This is a genomic window from Enterococcus sp. C102(2024), from assembly GCF_040888205.1.
GTDB lineage: Bacteria > Bacillota > Bacilli > Lactobacillales > Enterococcaceae > Enterococcus > Enterococcus faecalis.
In genome coordinates, this window is record NZ_JBFOHH010000002.1 from 142788 (window position 1) to 159640 (window position 16853).

Genomic DNA, 16853 nt, shown 5'->3' on the forward strand with positions numbered 1-16853 from the left:
ACCACTCTTACTCTTTCATCTTAGGATCAAATGCGTCACGTAAACCATCAGCTAACAAGTTGAAACAAATCATGATAACTGAAAGTGTTGCCGCTGGAATCCACATTAAATATGGAAGGAAACGGAAAGTTTTGTATCCTTCGTTTAACAAGGTTCCTAAAGATGCGGTTGGTGGACGTAAGCCTAACCCAATAAAACTTAGGAACGCTTCAAAGAAAATTGCCGATGGGATACTGAACATCATTTGGACAATAATGACACTTGAGATATTCGGTAAAATATGTTTAATAGCAATTTTCCAACGAGATTCGCCCAATGTTTCTGCTGCCATGACAAACTCTTGGTCTTTTAGTTTCATGGTCTGGGCTCGCACAATCCTGGCCATTGATATCCAGTTTGTAATAACCATGGCTAAAACAATCGAAACAATCCCTGGATCAAAGACTGTTAGCATCAAGATCATAACAACTAAGTTAGGAATACCAGAAAGAACTTCTAAAATACGTTGCATCACTGTATCGACACGACCACCGACTAACCCGGAAATCAGTCCATACGTTACCCCAATCGTAATATCTAGAATCGCCGCGATAAACGCAATTAATAAGGAAATACGTGTTCCCATAAATAAACGACTTAGGACATCACGACCTAAACCATCTGTTCCTAGATAAAAGTTTACGTTATCTGGAACGTTTGCTTGTGCATATTTATCAACTAATTGACCAGCAACTGTTGTTTTACCATTTAAACCATTCACGCTTTCCAAGCCAGGAATTCGTGGTGGTAAGTTAATGTAAGAAACATTTTGTTTCGTTGGGTTATGTGGTGAAACCCAAATGGTAATAATAGAGATAAAGATAATAACTGCTAAGAAACTCATTGAGATAACTGCAGCTTTATTCTTTTTCAAACGACGCCATGAGTCTTGTAAGAAACTTAAAGACGGTGTGGCAATACGCTCTCTTTCTTTTAGAGTTGAAGTGTTTAGAGGCTGAAACTCATCTGCCGGAATATCTTTAATCGCTTGTGGTAGATTATTTTTATTGACTGTTTCCATTAGCCTTTTGCACCTCCTGATACGCGAATTCTTGGATCAATTAAACCATAAAGTAAGTCAACAATCAGAATTACAACAACTAACATTGTTGAATACAAAATAGTTACTGCCATAATTGTTGGATAGTCGTTTGTCATAATTGATTTTACAAACTGTTCCCCAATTCCAGGGATGGCAAAAATATTTTCTACTACTAAAGAACCTGTCATTAAACCAACGGCTAAAGGTCCTAATAAGGTAATCAATGGAATTAAACTGTTTCTTAACCCGTGGCGGAATGCAACTTGCCAGCGACTCAAGCCTTTTGCTTTGGCTAATTCGACATAATCACTATGCAAGACCTCTACCATCTCGGTTCGAATAAACCTAGCCGAATCGGCCATTGGACTCATTGCCAAGGCAATAGTTGGCAAGATTGTGTATGCAAAACCATTCCACATAGCAATTGGTAAGATTCTTAATTTCATTGCAAAAATGTATTGTAATAATACCGCGAAAACAAAGTTTGGAATAGAACGACCTAAAATGGCTAACAATGTTGCCAACGTATCTACCCAAGTATTTTGACGCATCGCTGCGATAATCCCCAATAAAATACCGACTAACGTACCAAAGATAATCGCTTGTCCTCCCAGTTGAAGGGATGGTCCAATTCGACCAGCTAATAACTTAGCAACAGGTTGGTTTTTAAATTGGAATGAAATACCAAAGTCTCCCGTTACCAGGTTCTTTAAGTAAATTCCGTATTGAACAATCACTGGTTTATCTAAGCCAGATTGTTTATTCAACATAGCGATTGTTTCTGGACTAAGTTTTTCTTGGTTGGTATAAGGCGTACCTGGTAATAATTGCATTAAGAAAAACGTAATCGTTGCGATTAACCACAAAGTGATAATCATGAAAAAGATCCGTTTAAGAAAATATTTTCCAAAACTATTCAATAATGACACCTCCGAGATTTTTTTGACTTCCTCAGTTATTTTCGTTAAAGTAATGACTAGATAGACCACAATAATAGATAGGGTGAACACATGAAAACTTTTAAATGGCCAATTATTACAGCCGTTATTTCCAGTATCGGCATTTTTCTTTACTTATTAATAAGTAAAGAACCTATCACTACCTCCTCATTATCAGATACCTTCTTTATCGTTTCGCTTTTCTTTTTAATTATCGGCATTGCTTTATGGATTATGTCCTCTGGCTTTTTCGATAACTTTCAGCGCTCAATGAAAAACGCGTTTCGTTTTAAAAAGAAAAATGAACCGAAAGAGTTTATCCCGCTTTCAGTCATTGGCGATGCACATCGCTCTTTCTGGCTAAAAACTGGGGGCATCTTACTGATTCTGTCTTTAGGCTTTCTACTATTTTACTTGGTCTAAGACAAGATAGCAAGAGGACCGTTGCCTTTTATTCCATGGCAAAGGTCCTTTTTTGTTTGCTATCGATCTTTTGTCAGGTTATTCTGAAATGTATGCCCATTTGTAGTCATACGTTGCGCCAGCAGGATGAACTGCGACATCTTTGACTTTTTCAGCACGTAAATGCGCTTCTGATTTTTGGAATAATGGTACCACACCCATGTCTCCCATAATCGTTTTCTCTGCATTTAACATATCATCCCAACGTTTTTCAGGATCTGTCGCATCTGCACTACTTGCAGCTTTCACTAACTTGTCAAACTCTGGATTGTTATAACGTCCACGGTTATATGAGTTATCTGAAGCAAATAAGTCTAAGAAACTACTTGGATCAGCATAGTCAGCACTCCAACCACCGATTACTGCATCAAAGTCGCCTTTGTTTGAACGATCTAAACGAACGGAGAATGGAACCGGACTAACCGTTACCTTCACACCATCTAAAGCATCTTGAATTGACCCTTGAACAAATTCAACTGTTTTCTTAGAAGAATCTGCATCTGAAGAAAGAATATCCATTGTTAAGGTTGAAATCCCCAATTCTTTTTTCGCTTTTTCCCAGTATTCTTTAGCTTTTTTCGTATCATATTCAATTTGACTACCTGCTTCTTTAGCAAAGTCTTTGCCGCCACTTGGGTCTTTTGCCATATCTGCTGGTACTAAACCGTTTGGCTCGATAGAACCATCCCCTAAGATTGATTCAACTAACGCTTTACGGTCGATTGAGTAAGAAATTGCTTTACGTAAGTTCGCATTTCTAAATGGTGATTTTTCATCACGTTGATTTAGTTCCATATATTGTGTTGATGCTTCTTTTTGACTAACAAAAGCTGGGTCATTGGCCATTTGTTGGGCTAATTCACCAGAAAGAACGACATCGTCTGTTTGTCCGTCTTGGAACAAGTTCAACGCGGTTGGTGATTCTTTCACGACATTCACATCTACTGAGTCCAGTTTCACTGTGTCTTTATCCCAATATTGATCGTTTTTCTTGAATGACCATTTTGTATCTGTACCAGGACCATCAAAGCCGTCTAAGACGAATGGACCATTGTAGACAGCACTTTCGCTGTTTGATGCATAATTTTTACCATATTTTTCCACAATATCTTGACGTTGTGGGAAGAATGATGGGAAAGCTAATAAGTAATCAAAGTATGGTGTTGCTTTTTCTAAAGTGATTTCTAATTCTGTATCACTGACTGCTTTAATTCCTAATTCTGATTTATCTTTTTCCCCTTTAGCAATGGCATCACCATTTTTTACAGAGGCATACAGATAAGCATATTCAGAAGCTGTCGCTGGATCAACTGTTCGTTGCCATCCGTAAACATAGTCATTAGCAGTCACTGGTTTACCGTCTGACCATTTTGCATCTTTATTTAATTTAATTTTGTATGTTAGTCCATCTTCAGAAACTTCTGCTTTTTCCGCTGCACCTGCAGGTTGGACTTTGTTATCTTTGTCTAAACGATAAATTCCTTCATATACATTATTTAATGCAATAAAACTAATTCTGTCTGTTGCTAGTGATAAATCAGCTGTTGGCATTTCTTGTTGTTCTGTGACACGTAAAACTTGTTCGCCACTTGCCTTACCGCCACCAGACGCGCTTGAGCTATCTGACGTTCCGCCGCCTCCACAAGCCGCTAAAGTTGTTACGCTAAATAATGTAATCACACCGAATGTTAATGACTTTTTCAATTTCATAGTGTTGCCTCCTAAAATAATGCAATCTGTATTTTCTGAAAAATCAGAATTTAATAATTATTTATTGCTATGGAATATATCTTACATTTTTCATATTAAAATTGCAAGTCAAAATGTTAACTTTTTTTAATTTTTCTTCTCTTCCTATCAGAAACCACTCTTTTTCTTCCTGTCTTTTATTGCAATTCTTTTGTCAGTTTTCTAAACATTATGGTAAATTAGGAAGTAAAGGAGTGACAAAATATGAAAAATTCTACGTTTTTAAAGGATTTGTTTGCTATCGATAAAGCAAATGACGAATTATTTCGGTTAGTTGGTGTCGCAATTTGTATGGCAATTCCATTATTAATTGGTTATTTTTCCAATAATTTACTCATTGGGACCTTTGGCTCGATGGGCATTTATACGTTTATTTATTATCAGCCGCTTCCTTTGCCCCAATTATTGCGCAGACTGAATATTGTTGGCTTTTTTATTGTTCTGGGCAACAGCTTAGGAATGCTAAGTCACCATGTACCTTGGTTGATTCCCATTACAATTGCCATCGTCGCTTTTCTTGCACGCTTACTTTTTAGATTGTATGGCATTGAGAAGCCTGGTGCTTTGTTAGTTATCATGTCAACCGCAATGGGAACAAGCAACAATTTTCCTTTACATAAGATTCCCATCATGGCCAGTTTTGTTCTTTTAGGAGTAGTGACCGGCATTATCATGGGCATTGTGCTTCATTTCATCGACAAGCGCCCCTACGTTTTTCAAAAACGGATGTCTCTTCAAGAACGACTTTATATCGATCCCGCTTCTTTATTAGATGCTTTGCATTATGCGGCCATTTTATTTTTAGCGGCTTATTTAAGCCAATCGCTTCATTTAGTCAACGCCTATTGGATGACGTTTACTTGCGCAGCCATTTTACAAGGGGAAAATTTACATTCTGTGATGCAGCGAAATGTTCAACGGATTCTAGGTACGAGTCTTGGTTTGTTGCTTTCTGCAATTTTATTAATGATTCCCTTTACACCTTTACAAACAATCGGTATCATTAGTATTCTGTATGCAGCTTTTGAAGGATTCATTAACAGAAACTATGCGATTGCCAGCTTTTTTATTACCCCGATGTCCTTATTATTATCAAATCTTGCACGACAGCAAGTCATTAGTAATCTTTTAAACTATCGATTAGTCGGGATTGTGTTAGGTAGTTTGCTTGGTTTTGCCGGCGCTTATGTTTTCACAACTGCGCTACGTTTCTATAATCGGGCCTACTCAATTGATGAAACCTTTGAAAATCAACAAGAAGAAAGAGGCGTTTTATGAAAATAACTTATCCCTTACCACCAAATTTGCCAGAACAACTTCCTCTATTAACGAACTGTCAATTAGAAGATGAGGCAATCTTAGAAAATCATTTGTATCAGCAGATTGATTTACCGAATCAAGAAGTTCGTAACTTAGTCTTTCGGGATGCTGTTTTCGATCATCTTTCATTAGCAAATGGCCAGTTTGCTTCTTTTGATTGTAGTAATGTGCGTTTTGAATCTTGCGATTTTTCTAACGTCGAATGGCTGTCTGGTAGTTTTCATCGAGTGACTTTCCTTCGTTGCAATTTGACAGGAACGAATTTTGCAGATAGCTATTTAAAAGATTGTCTATTTGAAGATTGCAAAGCCGATTATGCTTCTTTTCGTTTTGCAAATTTTAATCTTGTTCACTTTAATCAGACACGTTTAGTCGAAAGTGAATTTTTCGAGGTCACCTGGAAGAAACTCCTGCTAGAAGCTTGCGATTTAACCGAAAGTAATTGGCTAAATACTTCTTTAAAAGGATTGGATTTTTCCCAAAACACCTTTGAACGCTTGACTTTCTCACCAAACTATTTATCAGGTCTTAAAGTCACCCCTGAACAAGCCATTTATTTGGCAAGTGCCCTTGGTTTGGTGATTACCTAAGAAAATTTTAAAAAAATAGCCGAATAACTGGTTCTGTCGGTTCTTTCTTATTAAATTGTTATTAATTTTTTGGAAAAACCAACGGAACCATTTTACTTGTGCCTTATTTTTAGGTAAACTATCTTAGGTTAAGCAATCTCTTTTTTTGGAACAAGAGAAACTTTTGGAATCATTTCCTATAAATCATGAAGAGATTATGACAAACGTTCTTCTAATCCAAGAACGTCTTTTGTCCTATACTCGATTCTACTCAAAAGGAATGTCAGTGAATGAATATAAAAAAACAAGGCCTCGGTCAAGCGACGGGAAAAATCATTTTAATGGGGGAACACGCCGTTGTTTACGGCGAACCAGCAATCGCCTTTCCTTTTCAAGCGACAGAAATCACAGCCGTCTTTACCCCAGCAAAAACTATGCAGATTGATTGTGCATATTTTACAGGATTGCTTGAAGACGTGCCCCAAGAGCTAGCAAATATCAAGGAAGTTGTTCAGCAAACCTTACATTTTTTAAAGGAAGATACATTTAAAGGCACTTTGACCTTAACAAGTACGATTCCCGCTGAACGAGGAATGGGCTCAAGCGCAGCAACCGCTGTGGCCATCGTTCGAAGCCTTTTTGATTATTTTGATTACGCTTATACATATCAAGAATTGTTTGAGCTTGTTTCCTTAAGTGAGAAAATTGCTCATGGCAATCCTAGTGGTATCGATGCCGCAGCAACAAGCGGCGCTGATCCCTTATTTTTTACTAGAGGATTTCCGCCCACACATTTCTCGATGAATTTATCTAATGCCTACTTAGTAGTAGCTGATACGGGAATTAAAGGTCAAACACGTGAAGCAGTGAAAGACATTGCGCAGCTAGCTCAAAATAATCCCACAGCAATCGCTGAAACAATGAAACAATTAGGTTCTTTTACTAAAGAAGCGAAGCAGGCAATTTTACAAGATGATAAACAAAAATTAGGTCAGCTAATGACGTTAGCGCAAGAGCAACTCCAGCAATTAACCGTCAGCAACGATATGCTGGATCGACTAGTGGCTCTCTCTCTAGAACATGGCGCTCTAGGAGCAAAATTAACCGGCGGCGGTCGCGGTGGTTGTATGATTGCCTTAACAGATAATAAAAAGACCGCACAAACCATTGCACAGACTTTAGAAGAAAATGGAGCTGTTGCTACATGGATTCAATCATTAGAGGTGAAAAAGTAATGCTTTCAGGAAAAGCACGAGCGCATACAAATATTGCTCTGATTAAATATTGGGGAAAAGCCAATGAAGAATACATTTTACCAATGAATAGTAGTTTATCATTAACATTAGATGCCTTTTACACAGAAACAACTGTGACATTTGATGCCCATTATTCAGAAGATGTATTTATTTTAGATGGTATCTTGCAAAACGAAAAACAAACAAAAAAAGTCAAAGAATTTTTGAACCTTGTTCGTCAACAAGCCGATTGTACTTGGTTTGCAAAAGTAGAAAGTCAAAATTTTGTGCCTACTGCAGCTGGTTTGGCTTCTTCAGCGAGTGGTCTAGCTGCTTTAGCAGGGGCCTGTAACGTAGCCTTAGGATTAAATCTTTCAGCAAAAGACTTATCACGTTTAGCGCGACGTGGTTCAGGTTCTGCTTGTCGCAGCATTTTTGGTGGTTTTGCTCAATGGAACAAAGGCCACTCTGATGAAACTTCGTTTGCTGAAAATATTCCAGCCAATAATTGGGAAAACGAATTGGCCATGCTCTTTATCTTAATTAACGATGGCGAAAAAGATGTTTCCAGCCGTGATGGAATGAAACGAACAGTAGAAACTTCTAGCTTTTATCAAGGTTGGTTGGACAATGTGGAAAAAGATTTATCCCAAGTTCATGAAGCAATTAAAACAAAAGACTTCCCTCGTTTAGGAGAAATCATTGAAGCCAATGGGTTAAGGATGCATGGAACAACCTTAGGTGCTGTCCCTCCATTTACTTACTGGTCCCCAGGCAGTTTACAAGCGATGGCTTTAGTTCGCCAAGCACGGGCCAAAGGAATTCCTTGTTACTTTACAATGGATGCAGGTCCGAATGTCAAGGTCTTAGTCGAAAAGAAAAACTTAGAAGCATTAAAAACATTTTTAAGTGAACATTTTTCAAAAGAGCAGTTAGTCCCAGCTTTTGCTGGTCCCGGAATTGAATTGTTTGAAACGAAAGGAATGGATAAATAAGCATGATTGAAGTTACTACGCCAGGAAAGTTATTTATTGCAGGAGAATATGCCGTTGTTGAACCTGGCCACCCTGCCATTATCGTTGCTGTGGATCAATTCGTAACTGTAACTGTCGAAGAAACAACAGATGAAGGCAGTATTCAATCTGCACAATACAGCTCGTTACCTATTCGTTGGACACGCCGAAATGGTGAGCTCGTATTAGATATTCGCGAAAATCCCTTTCATTATGTTCTAGCGGCGATTCATCTAACTGAAAAATATGCGCAAGAGCAAAACAAAGAATTGTCATTTTATCATTTAAAAGTGACGAGTGAATTAGATAGTTCAAATGGACGAAAATATGGTCTTGGTTCAAGCGGTGCAGTAACCGTTGGAACTGTCAAAGCCTTGAATATTTTTTATGACTTAGGTTTGGAAAATGAGGAAATTTTCAAATTATCAGCATTAGCTCACTTAGCCGTTCAAGGAAATGGTTCTTGCGGAGATATCGCCGCCAGCTGTTACGGGGGCTGGATTGCCTTTTCAACCTTCGATCATGATTGGGTCAATCAAAAAGTAGCCACTGAAACATTAACTGATTTGTTAGCAATGGACTGGCCTGAATTAATGATTTTTCCGTTAAAAGTACCGAAACAACTACGTTTACTAATTGGTTGGACAGGTAGTCCTGCGTCCACTTCAGACTTAGTTGATCGAGTTCATCAATCAAAAGAAGAAAAACAAGCGGCTTATGAGCAGTTCTTAATGAAAAGTCGGCTTTGTGTCGAAACAATGATTAATGGCTTTAACACAGGAAAAATTTCTGTTATTCAAAAACAAATTACTAAAAATCGCCAATTGCTCGCCGAATTATCTTCACTGACTGGTGTGGTAATCGAAACAGAAGCCTTGAAAAATCTTTGTGATTTGGCTGAATCTTATACAGGAGCTGCGAAATCTTCTGGCGCTGGCGGGGGCGATTGTGGGATTGTAATTTTCCGCCAAAAATCTGGGATTTTACCATTAATGACTGCTTGGGAAAAAGACGGAATTACCCCACTGCCACTTCACGTCTATACCTATGGTCAAAAGGAGTGTAAGGAGAAGCATGAATCGAAAAGATGAACATCTATCATTAGCTAAAGCGTTCCACAAAGAAAAAAGTAATGACTTTGACCGTGTGCGTTTTGTTCACCAATCGTTTGCTGAATCCGCTGTTAACGAAGTGGATATTTCCACTTCGTTTCTTTCTTTTCAGCTTCCCCAACCTTTTTATGTCAATGCAATGACAGGTGGTAGTCAGCGTGCAAAAGAAATTAATCAGCAATTAGGCATTATTGCCAAAGAAACTGGGCTTTTAGTTGCGACAGGATCTGTCTCGGCAGCGTTAAAAGATGCTAGTTTAGCGGATACGTATCAAATTATGCGAAAAGAAAACCCAGATGGACTCATTTTTGCCAATATTGGTGCAGGCTTGGGTGTGGAAGAAGCAAAGCGAGCGCTTGATTTATTTCAAGCGAATGCCTTACAAATCCATGTAAATGTGCCCCAAGAATTGGTCATGCCTGAAGGAGATCGTGATTTCACTAATTGGCTAACCAAGATTGAAGCTATCGTACAGGCCGTAGAAGTGCCTGTCATTGTCAAAGAGGTTGGCTTTGGCATGAGCCAAGAAACCTTAGAAAAACTCACCTCTATCGGCGTTCAAGCAGCGGATGTGAGCGGCCAAGGCGGAACGAGTTTTACACAAATTGAAAATGCCCGGCGTAAGAAACGAGAACTTTCTTTCTTAGATGATTGGGGTCAATCAACGGTCATCTCTCTTCTGGAATCACAAAATTGGCAAAAGAAGCTAACTATTCTTGGCTCTGGCGGTGTGCGTAACTCTCTTGATATTGTCAAAGGACTCGCTTTAGGTGCCAAAAGCATGGGAGTTGCTGGGACTATCTTAGCTTCCCTTATGAGTAAAAATGGTTTAGAAAATACCTTAGCCCTTGTACAGCAATGGCAAGAAGAAGTGAAAATGCTTTATACTCTTTTAGGAAAAAAGACGACAGAAGAATTGACGAGTACCGCACTTATCCTCGATCCAGTTTTAGTTAATTGGTGTCATAACCGTGGTATCGACAGCACTGTTTTCGCAAAACGTTAAAGAGACCAGAACATTAATGTTCTGGTCTCTTTATTTGAGTTCTTTTATCCTACATAAGCATCTAAGATAATTTGTTTTAGTTCACTAATTAATGGTTCTTTCGGATTTGCAGTTGTACATTGGTCTTCATATGCAAGTTCTGCCATACGATCAACTGTTGTGTCTAATGTTTCTTGTGAGACACCTTGGGCTTTCAAGTTCATGTCAATTCCGACTGATTTACCTAAGTCTGCTACTGCTGTTGCTAAAGCTTCTACTAATTCTGCGGTAGTATTTCCTTTTAAGCCTAAGAATTTTGCAATGTCTGCATAATCAGTATCGGCGCGGAAGTAATCATATTTAGGGAACATTGCGTGTTTTGATGGATCTTTCGCATTGTAACGAATAATATGTGGTAATAAAATCGCATTTGTACGACCATGTGGAATGCCATATTCCCCACCAATTTTATGAGCAATAGAGTGACAAATACCTAAGAATGCATTGGCAAATGCCATCCCTGCCATGGTTGATGCATTATGCATTTTTTCGCGAGATTCCATATCTGGACGTTTCACTGAATTTTCTAAATGATCGAAAACTAACTTGATTGCTTGTAAACTTAAACCACGTGTGTAATCTGAAGCCATCACGGAAACATAAGATTCAATAGCATGTGTTAAAACATCCATACCTGTATCTGCAGTGACTGAAGCTGGCACAGACATTACGAACTGTGGATCAACAATCGCTACATCTGGTGTTAACGCATAGTCTGCTAACGGATATTTCACGTGTGTTTCACTATCAGTAATAACGGCAAATGGTGTAACTTCTGAACCAGTTCCTGAAGTAGTTGGGATACAAACAAATTGTGTTTTTTCTGGTTTGGCAATTTTATATGTCCGTTTGCGGATATCTAAGAATTTTTGTTTTGCACCAAAGAACTCTGTATCTGGGTGTTCATAGAACATCCACATGCCTTTCGCCGCGTCCATTGCAGAACCGCCACCCAAGGCAATCACTGTATCTGGTTGGAAATCAACCATCATTTTGGTACCTGCATAAACAGTATTTGTTGATGGGTTTGGTTCAACATCAGAAAATACTTCGATTTTCACATCATTTTTACGTTTTTGTAGCTCTTTACGTACGATATCTGCATAGCCAAATTGAACCATACCTGGGTCACAAACTAACATGACACGTTCAACATTTTCCATTTTTTGTAGATATTGTAAAGAATTTTTTTCAAAGAAAATTTTTGGAGGTAATTTAAACCATTGCATATTATTTCTCCGTTTCGCTACCGTTTTAATATTAATTAAGTTAATGGCTGATACGTTTTTAGAAACAGAGTTTTTCCCGTATGAACCACAACCAAGTGTTAAAGATGGAATCATTTCGTTATAAATGTTACCGATACCGCCTTCTGCTGATGGAGTATTCACTAAAATACGACAAGCTTTCATACGTAAACCAAAAGCAACTTGTAACTCTTCATCTTCTGTATGAATTACTGCTGTATGTCCTAAACCACCTAAGTTTAACATCGCTTCACATAGTTCAAAAGCATGCTCTGCATTGTTTGATTTCATCATTGCTAAAACTGGCGATAATTTTTCTCTTGATAATGGATATTCTGGACCTGCACCTTCTAATTCAGCGACTAAAATTTTTGTGCCTTTTGGTACGCTAATTCCTGCTAATTCAGCAATTTTTTCTGCAGAGTTACCGACAATCGCTGGATTTACTGCGTATTTGCCTTCATTCATCACTGCATCTTCTAGTTTTTGTAATTCATTCGGTTTCACGAAGTAAACATTGTGTGCTTCAAACTCAGCTTTGACAGAAGCATAAATTTCTTTATCCACAATGACCGCTTGCTCAGAAGCACAAATCATTCCATTATCAAATGATTTTGAAACAATTAAATCATTAACCGCACGTTTTACTTTAGCCGTTTTTTCAATATAAGCTGGTACGTTCCCAGGACCAACGCCTAGTGCTGGTTTACCTGTTGAGTACGCAGATTTTACCATGCCTGCGCCACCAGTTGCTAAAACAATGGCAATCCCTGGATGATTCATCAAAGCAGATGTTGCATCAATCGATGGTTGTTCAATCCATTGAATACAATTTTCTGGTGCACCTGCTGCAATCGCCGCATCCCGTACAATACGTGCCGCTTCTGCCGAACATTTTTGTGCGCTAGGATGGAAAGCAAAAACAATTGGATTTCTTGTTTTTAAGGCAATTAGTGATTTAAAAATAGTTGTTGACGTTGGGTTCGTTGTTGGTGTGACCCCACATACCACGCCAACTGGCTCAGCAATTTCCATTAAGCCGGTTTGTTCGTCTTTGTTAATTACACCCACAGTTTTATCATGTTTAATATTATTCCAAATGTATTCAGATGCATACATATTTTTGATTGCTTTATCTTCATAGATTCCACGGCCAGTTTCTTCGACAGCCATTTTTGCTAAAGGCATATGTTGGTCTAACGCCGCCATCGCCATTTGATGGACAATGTGATCTACTTGTTCTTGTGTAAAATCTTCCATTGCTTTTAAAGCGACATTCGCTTTTGTTGCTAATTCATCAATCATTGATGAAACATCAACTGTTTCTGTCTTTTCTTTTTTTACTGTTTTAACCATGTTCATCCTCCTAAGAGTTTCATTTTAAAAAAACTTTGTTAACTATTTCACATTCACATCATACAACATAAAACGAATCTTGTAAATAGTTTTTGTGATATTTTTCACAACTATTTATAATTTTTTTATCTCAAAAAAAAAGACCTATTCTTTTTTCTAGAATAAGTCTTCAATATCATGCCAGTCCCTTAAAGGATTTTTTGATGTCTGTGCCAATAATTGTTGATAGTCAAAAAATTCATTCGGCTTAACCTTCTGAATGTCTTTGCGACAGTCTTTGACAGATAAATGGGTTTGTTTTTTCCAACGATAGGTGAGTAAATAAGTCAATAAATCTTCTTCGTTGATGGAAGAATAACCTAGTTCACGAAAATTTTGGCACTTCTTTTTAATACTTTTATTGAGCATTTTTTGTTGTAACCAACTTAATTTTTCCTTTGTCATGGGCTCTTCTCCTTCCAACCAAGCGAAAGATTGCTCACTTTTTAACTATCTTCCAACACTATAAAAAGGAACCTTTTTTGTAAACTTAATAGTTAAAAAGGACTTAGGACGTAAGTCCAAATGACCTACCTTCCTAGTCCTACATTTTAAGATAAACGACACGAGCGGAATAGGAATTATCTCTTCTTATTGGCTTTCTCGTGTGACTACTGGTCACAGTTTCGCCTTTGAAAAGCCTGTTCCGCTCTCTTTAACCATTAAATGAATCAGTTGAATCGTTTAGTCTTTCTTTTCTTTTGAAGGATCTGATGTTTCAGGAACTTCAGTTACTTCTTCTGTGACTGTCTCTTCAACTTCTGTGACTGGTACACTAGTTACTGCTGAATCATTTGTAACAGCAGTTCCAGGTGTTACAGTTCGAATTGCTGCACGGTCAAATTCTAAGACAATACCTTCGCAATCGATTAAAACTGTTTTTTCGTTGATTTCACTTAAAACACCATGTAAACCACCAATTGTGACAACACTATCGCCAGTTTTCATTGCGTTTAGTTGTTTTTGACGTTCTTGCTGTTGTTTCTTTTGAGAACGTGTCATGAAAAACATCATTCCTCCTAAAAGGACTAATGTAAAAATCATTGTAAATCCGCCACCCATTTGTTTCACCTCACTCTGCATTATTCACACTACTAACTGTATCAAAAAAATGCTTGAAGAACTAGTTTTTTCCTCTAATTTTTAGAAACTTTTTGCATTCGCTTTATTAAAGCCATATTCTTCAAAAAACGCTTGTCGGAATTCTAATAAATTGTCGTCCATAATTGCTTGACGGACATTTTTCATTAAGTCTAACAAGAAGTATAAATTATGATACGATGTTAAACGGATTCCGAATGTTTCATCACATTTAATCAAATGACGAATATAGGCCCGCGTATAATTACGACAAACATAACAATCACATTTCTCATCAAGCGGACGAAAATCTCTTGCATATTGGGCATTTTTAACAACCAAGCGACCTTGTGAAGTCATACAAGTACCATTGCGCGCAATACGTGTTGGTAACACACAATCAAACATGTCAATCCCACGAATCACTCCATCAATTAATGAATCAGGGGCACCCACACCCATTAAGTAACGTGGTTTATTTTCAGGAATTAACGGTGTCGTAAAGTCTAAGACTCGGTTCATTTCTTCCTTAGACTCACCAACAGATAAGCCACCAATCGAATAGCCAGGAAAATCCATACTCACTAAATCTTTGGCACTTTGACGACGTAAATCTTCAAATCCCGCACCTTGAACAATACCGAATAATCCCTGTCTATCAGGATTCGCATGGGCTTTTAAGCCACGCTCAGCCCAACGAGAAGTCCGTTCAATCGAGCGTTTGACATACTCATAGCTTTCATCAAATGGTGGACATTCATCAAAGCTCATCATAATATCTGATCCTAATTTATTTTGAATATTGATCGCTTTTTCTGGAGAAAGGAACATTTTTGAACCATTTAAATGATTTCTAAAATGCACACCTTCTTCTTCGATTTTCCGCATATCACTTAATGAGAAGACTTGGAAGCCACCTGAATCAGTTAAAATAGGTTGATCCCAGTTCATAAATTTGTGTAAACCGCCTGCTTCTTCGACTAAATCTTCACCTGGGCGTAACCATAAATGGTAAGTATTACTTAAAATAACACCGGCACCCATTTCTTTTAATTCTTCTGGTGACATTGTTTTAACTGTCGCAAGTGTACCTACCGGCATAAACATTGGTGTTGGAAATGTGCCGTGAGGAGTAATTAATTCACCTAAACGCGCACCTGTGTGTTTATCTTTTTTGATTAAACGATAACGAATGGCTGGTTCCGTCATTCATTTCCCTACTTTCTACTATAATTTGTCCTCCCATCATCATACTTTTTTTTTATTGAATTTGCAAGGATTTCTCAAGGTTTCTTTTTTCAAAAAAGGATCCTTAAAAAACAGCAACTAGTTCAAATAATTCAAATGAGCTAGTTGCTGTTTGGCACTTATTTTGTCGCTGTATATTTTTCTAAATCTTGCATCGCTGTTTTCACAATTTCAGGGGTAATTTTTTGTTTCATATAATGAATCGTTTCGCCTTCTATACAAGCACGTTCTGCTACTTCTTGATACTCGGCTTCAGTTAAGTCCATCTCCATTTCTTTTAAAGAAATAGGCAAACCTAGTTGGTGATAGAAAGGAATCAATTCAGCGATTTCTTGCCATTTCTCTTCAATGGCTAATTGAACAAACACACCATACGCCACTTTGTTTCCATGCAATTGTCGATGGCTAGCTGGCAGCAAAGTTAGTGCATCATGAATGGAATGGGCACCCGCTGTCCGACCATAATCATCGCCAAAGCCACCCACCATTCCACCAATAATTAAATTTGTTTCGATGACATCAATAAACGATTGATTTAATTGTTGCTCTTCCATCGCTTTTAAAGCATTGATACTTTCATTTAACAAAATATCGCGGCATTTTTCTGCGGCAAAATGAGAAACTTGAATAGGTAACACTTGGACGTCTAACTGCGAAATAATCGCATCTGCTTCGTACCATTTAGCTAATGTATCCCCAATACCTGCCACCATTAAGGACCGAGGCGAATGCAATAACACTCTTGGTTCTACCAACACCAAAGCGTTTGCTTGCGGAAAAACGTCATACCGTTCCATTGCTCCATCTTCTCGATACATTACACTCAATGGCGTGCACGGCGCACAAGTAGCTGCTAAAGTGGGCAAAATAATTACCGGTAACGCCATTTTGTGTGCTAAGGCTTTGCCCAAGTCGGCCACTTTTCCTCCACCAACAGCGACGATGGCCTCTAAATGATTGTCCAGCACTTGCGCTTCTAACTCTTGCACACGTTGATCTGTACAAACACCTCCATAGTTTTCAAAAACAGCTGTTACTTTTTGAAACGTCGGAAAATACGGTTTTGCCGCTTGCCATGACTCAGTCCCGTGTAAAATGAATACACGATGAATATTTCTGCATAATAGTTGTCCTTCTAATAATTCCCACGAACCAATTTCGCAAAGATACTCTTGTGGTGTCCCTCTCACAATTAATGATTGTTCCATCTTGAAAATCCCCTTCATTTTTGACTTTTGAAAATTTTTTTGAAAAAGTTGTATTTTTTCAACTCTACTACTTTTCCTTTTACATATTCTATGATATGATAAACCACATCATAACACAATAAATTTTTATACATTTATTCGTTTTTTTTGA

General features: G+C 37.9%; 15 protein-coding genes. 7 read left to right on the forward strand and 8 right to left on the reverse strand.

Annotation, left to right across the window (positions count from 1 at the left end):
* Nucleotides 1–7 precede the first annotated feature (7 nt).
* On the reverse strand, nucleotides 8–1060 hold the full coding sequence (gene opp1C / locus AB3I34_RS05350; RefSeq protein WP_002355787.1) for an oligopeptide ABC transporter permease Opp1C: 1053 nt from the start codon (nucleotides 1058–1060) through the stop codon (nucleotides 8–10).
* Nucleotides 1060–2001, reverse strand: coding sequence for an oligopeptide ABC transporter permease Opp1B (gene opp1B / locus AB3I34_RS05355; protein WP_002381304.1), 942 nt, complete (start codon nucleotides 1999–2001; stop codon nucleotides 1060–1062). The genes opp1C and opp1B overlap by 1 nt, the downstream gene beginning before the upstream one ends.
* A gap of 90 nt (nucleotides 2002–2091) precedes the next feature.
* On the opposite strand from opp1B, the gene AB3I34_RS05360 reads away from it, so the two are divergent.
* Nucleotides 2092–2442: a DUF3899 domain-containing protein gene (locus tag AB3I34_RS05360; RefSeq protein ID WP_002355784.1), complete on the forward strand. Its 351-nt coding sequence runs from the start codon at nucleotides 2092–2094 to the stop codon at nucleotides 2440–2442.
* Between the two features lie 78 nt (nucleotides 2443–2520).
* Here the strand turns inward: AB3I34_RS05360 and opp1A are convergent, their stop codons facing one another.
* A complete protein-coding gene (gene opp1A, locus AB3I34_RS05365; protein ID WP_002402970.1) occupies nucleotides 2521–4191 on the reverse strand; it encodes an oligopeptide ABC transporter substrate-binding protein Opp1A in 1671 nt (556 codons plus the stop codon).
* 243 nt (nucleotides 4192–4434) lie between these two features.
* Here opp1A and AB3I34_RS05370 point away from each other — a divergent pair, with 243 nt between their 5' ends.
* The 6 genes from AB3I34_RS05370 (at nucleotide 4435) to fni (ending at nucleotide 10485) form a co-directional block, all read left to right on the forward strand.
* Nucleotides 4435–5508, forward strand: a complete 1074-nt coding sequence (locus AB3I34_RS05370) for an FUSC family protein (RefSeq protein ID WP_002355782.1) — start codon at nucleotides 4435–4437, stop codon at nucleotides 5506–5508.
* Nucleotides 5505–6140, forward strand: a complete 636-nt coding sequence (locus AB3I34_RS05375) for a pentapeptide repeat-containing protein (protein ID WP_048736929.1) — start codon at nucleotides 5505–5507, stop codon at nucleotides 6138–6140. Before AB3I34_RS05370 ends, AB3I34_RS05375 begins: the two co-directional genes overlap by 4 nt.
* A gap of 269 nt (nucleotides 6141–6409) precedes the next feature.
* A complete protein-coding gene (gene mvk / locus AB3I34_RS05380; RefSeq protein ID WP_002355780.1) occupies nucleotides 6410–7354 on the forward strand; it encodes a mevalonate kinase in 945 nt (314 codons plus the stop codon).
* Nucleotides 7354–8349 carry a diphosphomevalonate decarboxylase gene (mvaD, locus tag AB3I34_RS05385; protein WP_002355778.1) on the forward strand — a complete coding sequence of 332 codons (996 nt, stop codon included), beginning with the start codon at nucleotides 7354–7356 and terminating at the stop codon, nucleotides 8347–8349. The genes mvk and mvaD overlap by 1 nt, the downstream gene beginning before the upstream one ends.
* Nucleotides 8350–8351: 2 nt before the next feature.
* Nucleotides 8352–9458 carry a phosphomevalonate kinase gene (locus AB3I34_RS05390; protein WP_002355777.1) on the forward strand — a complete coding sequence of 369 codons (1107 nt, stop codon included), beginning with the start codon at nucleotides 8352–8354 and terminating at the stop codon, nucleotides 9456–9458.
* The gene (fni, locus tag AB3I34_RS05395; protein ID WP_002381302.1) at nucleotides 9442–10485 is read left to right on the forward strand and encodes a type 2 isopentenyl-diphosphate Delta-isomerase; all 1044 of its coding nucleotides are present in this window, start codon (nucleotides 9442–9444) and stop codon (nucleotides 10483–10485) included. The genes AB3I34_RS05390 and fni overlap by 17 nt, the downstream gene beginning before the upstream one ends.
* Nucleotides 10486–10529: 44 nt before the next feature.
* On the opposite strand, the gene adhE is transcribed toward fni, so the two are convergent.
* From adhE to AB3I34_RS05420, 5 genes are all read right to left on the reverse strand, one after another.
* A complete protein-coding gene (gene adhE, locus AB3I34_RS05400; RefSeq protein WP_002388933.1) occupies nucleotides 10530–13127 on the reverse strand; it encodes a bifunctional acetaldehyde-CoA/alcohol dehydrogenase in 2598 nt (865 codons plus the stop codon).
* Nucleotides 13128–13283: 156 nt separating this feature from the next.
* Nucleotides 13284–13589 carry a post-transcriptional regulator gene (locus tag AB3I34_RS05405; protein ID WP_002355774.1) on the reverse strand — a complete coding sequence of 102 codons (306 nt, stop codon included), beginning with the start codon at nucleotides 13587–13589 and terminating at the stop codon, nucleotides 13284–13286.
* A gap of 261 nt (nucleotides 13590–13850) precedes the next feature.
* Nucleotides 13851–14249: a preprotein translocase subunit YajC gene (yajC, locus tag AB3I34_RS05410; protein WP_002383336.1), complete on the reverse strand. Its 399-nt coding sequence runs from the start codon at nucleotides 14247–14249 to the stop codon at nucleotides 13851–13853.
* Nucleotides 14250–14309: 60 nt separating this feature from the next.
* Complete coding sequence (tgt, locus tag AB3I34_RS05415; protein ID WP_002355772.1) at nucleotides 14310–15455, reverse strand: tRNA guanosine(34) transglycosylase Tgt; 1146 nt, start codon at nucleotides 15453–15455, stop codon at nucleotides 14310–14312.
* Nucleotides 15456–15613: 158 nt separating this feature from the next.
* Entirely contained in the window at nucleotides 15614–16720 is a 1107-nt protein-coding gene (locus tag AB3I34_RS05420; protein WP_002358821.1) for an iron-containing alcohol dehydrogenase family protein, read from the reverse strand.
* Between the last annotated feature and the right edge of the window lie 133 nt (nucleotides 16721–16853).

Excerpts from the sequence above, each read along its gene's own strand:
- opp1C (WP_002355787.1), bottom strand. The coding sequence starts at position 1,060 with ATGGAAACAGTCAATAAAAATAATCTACCACAAGCGATTAAAGATATT.
- AB3I34_RS05360 (WP_002355784.1), top strand. The coding sequence starts at position 2,092 with ATGAAAACTTTTAAATGGCCAATTATTACAGCCGTTATTTCCAGTATC.
- opp1A (WP_002402970.1), bottom strand. The coding sequence starts at position 4,191 with ATGAAATTGAAAAAGTCATTAACATTCGGTGTGATTACATTATTTAGC.
- AB3I34_RS05370 (WP_002355782.1), top strand. The coding sequence starts at position 4,435 with ATGAAAAATTCTACGTTTTTAAAGGATTTGTTTGCTATCGATAAAGCA.
- AB3I34_RS05375 (WP_048736929.1), top strand. The coding sequence starts at position 5,505 with ATGAAAATAACTTATCCCTTACCACCAAATTTGCCAGAACAACTTCCT.
- mvk (WP_002355780.1), top strand. The coding sequence starts at position 6,410 with ATGAATATAAAAAAACAAGGCCTCGGTCAAGCGACGGGAAAAATCATT.
- mvaD (WP_002355778.1), top strand. The coding sequence starts at position 7,354 with ATGCTTTCAGGAAAAGCACGAGCGCATACAAATATTGCTCTGATTAAA.
- AB3I34_RS05390 (WP_002355777.1), top strand. The coding sequence starts at position 8,352 with ATGATTGAAGTTACTACGCCAGGAAAGTTATTTATTGCAGGAGAATAT.
- fni (WP_002381302.1), top strand. The coding sequence starts at position 9,442 with ATGAATCGAAAAGATGAACATCTATCATTAGCTAAAGCGTTCCACAAA.
- adhE (WP_002388933.1), bottom strand. The coding sequence starts at position 13,127 with ATGGTTAAAACAGTAAAAAAAGAAAAGACAGAAACAGTTGATGTTTCA.
- yajC (WP_002383336.1), bottom strand. The coding sequence starts at position 14,249 with ATGCAGAGTGAGGTGAAACAAATGGGTGGCGGATTTACAATGATTTTT.
- tgt (WP_002355772.1), bottom strand. The coding sequence starts at position 15,455 with ATGACGGAACCAGCCATTCGTTATCGTTTAATCAAAAAAGATAAACAC.
- AB3I34_RS05420 (WP_002358821.1), bottom strand. The coding sequence starts at position 16,720 with ATGAAGGGGATTTTCAAGATGGAACAATCATTAATTGTGAGAGGGACA.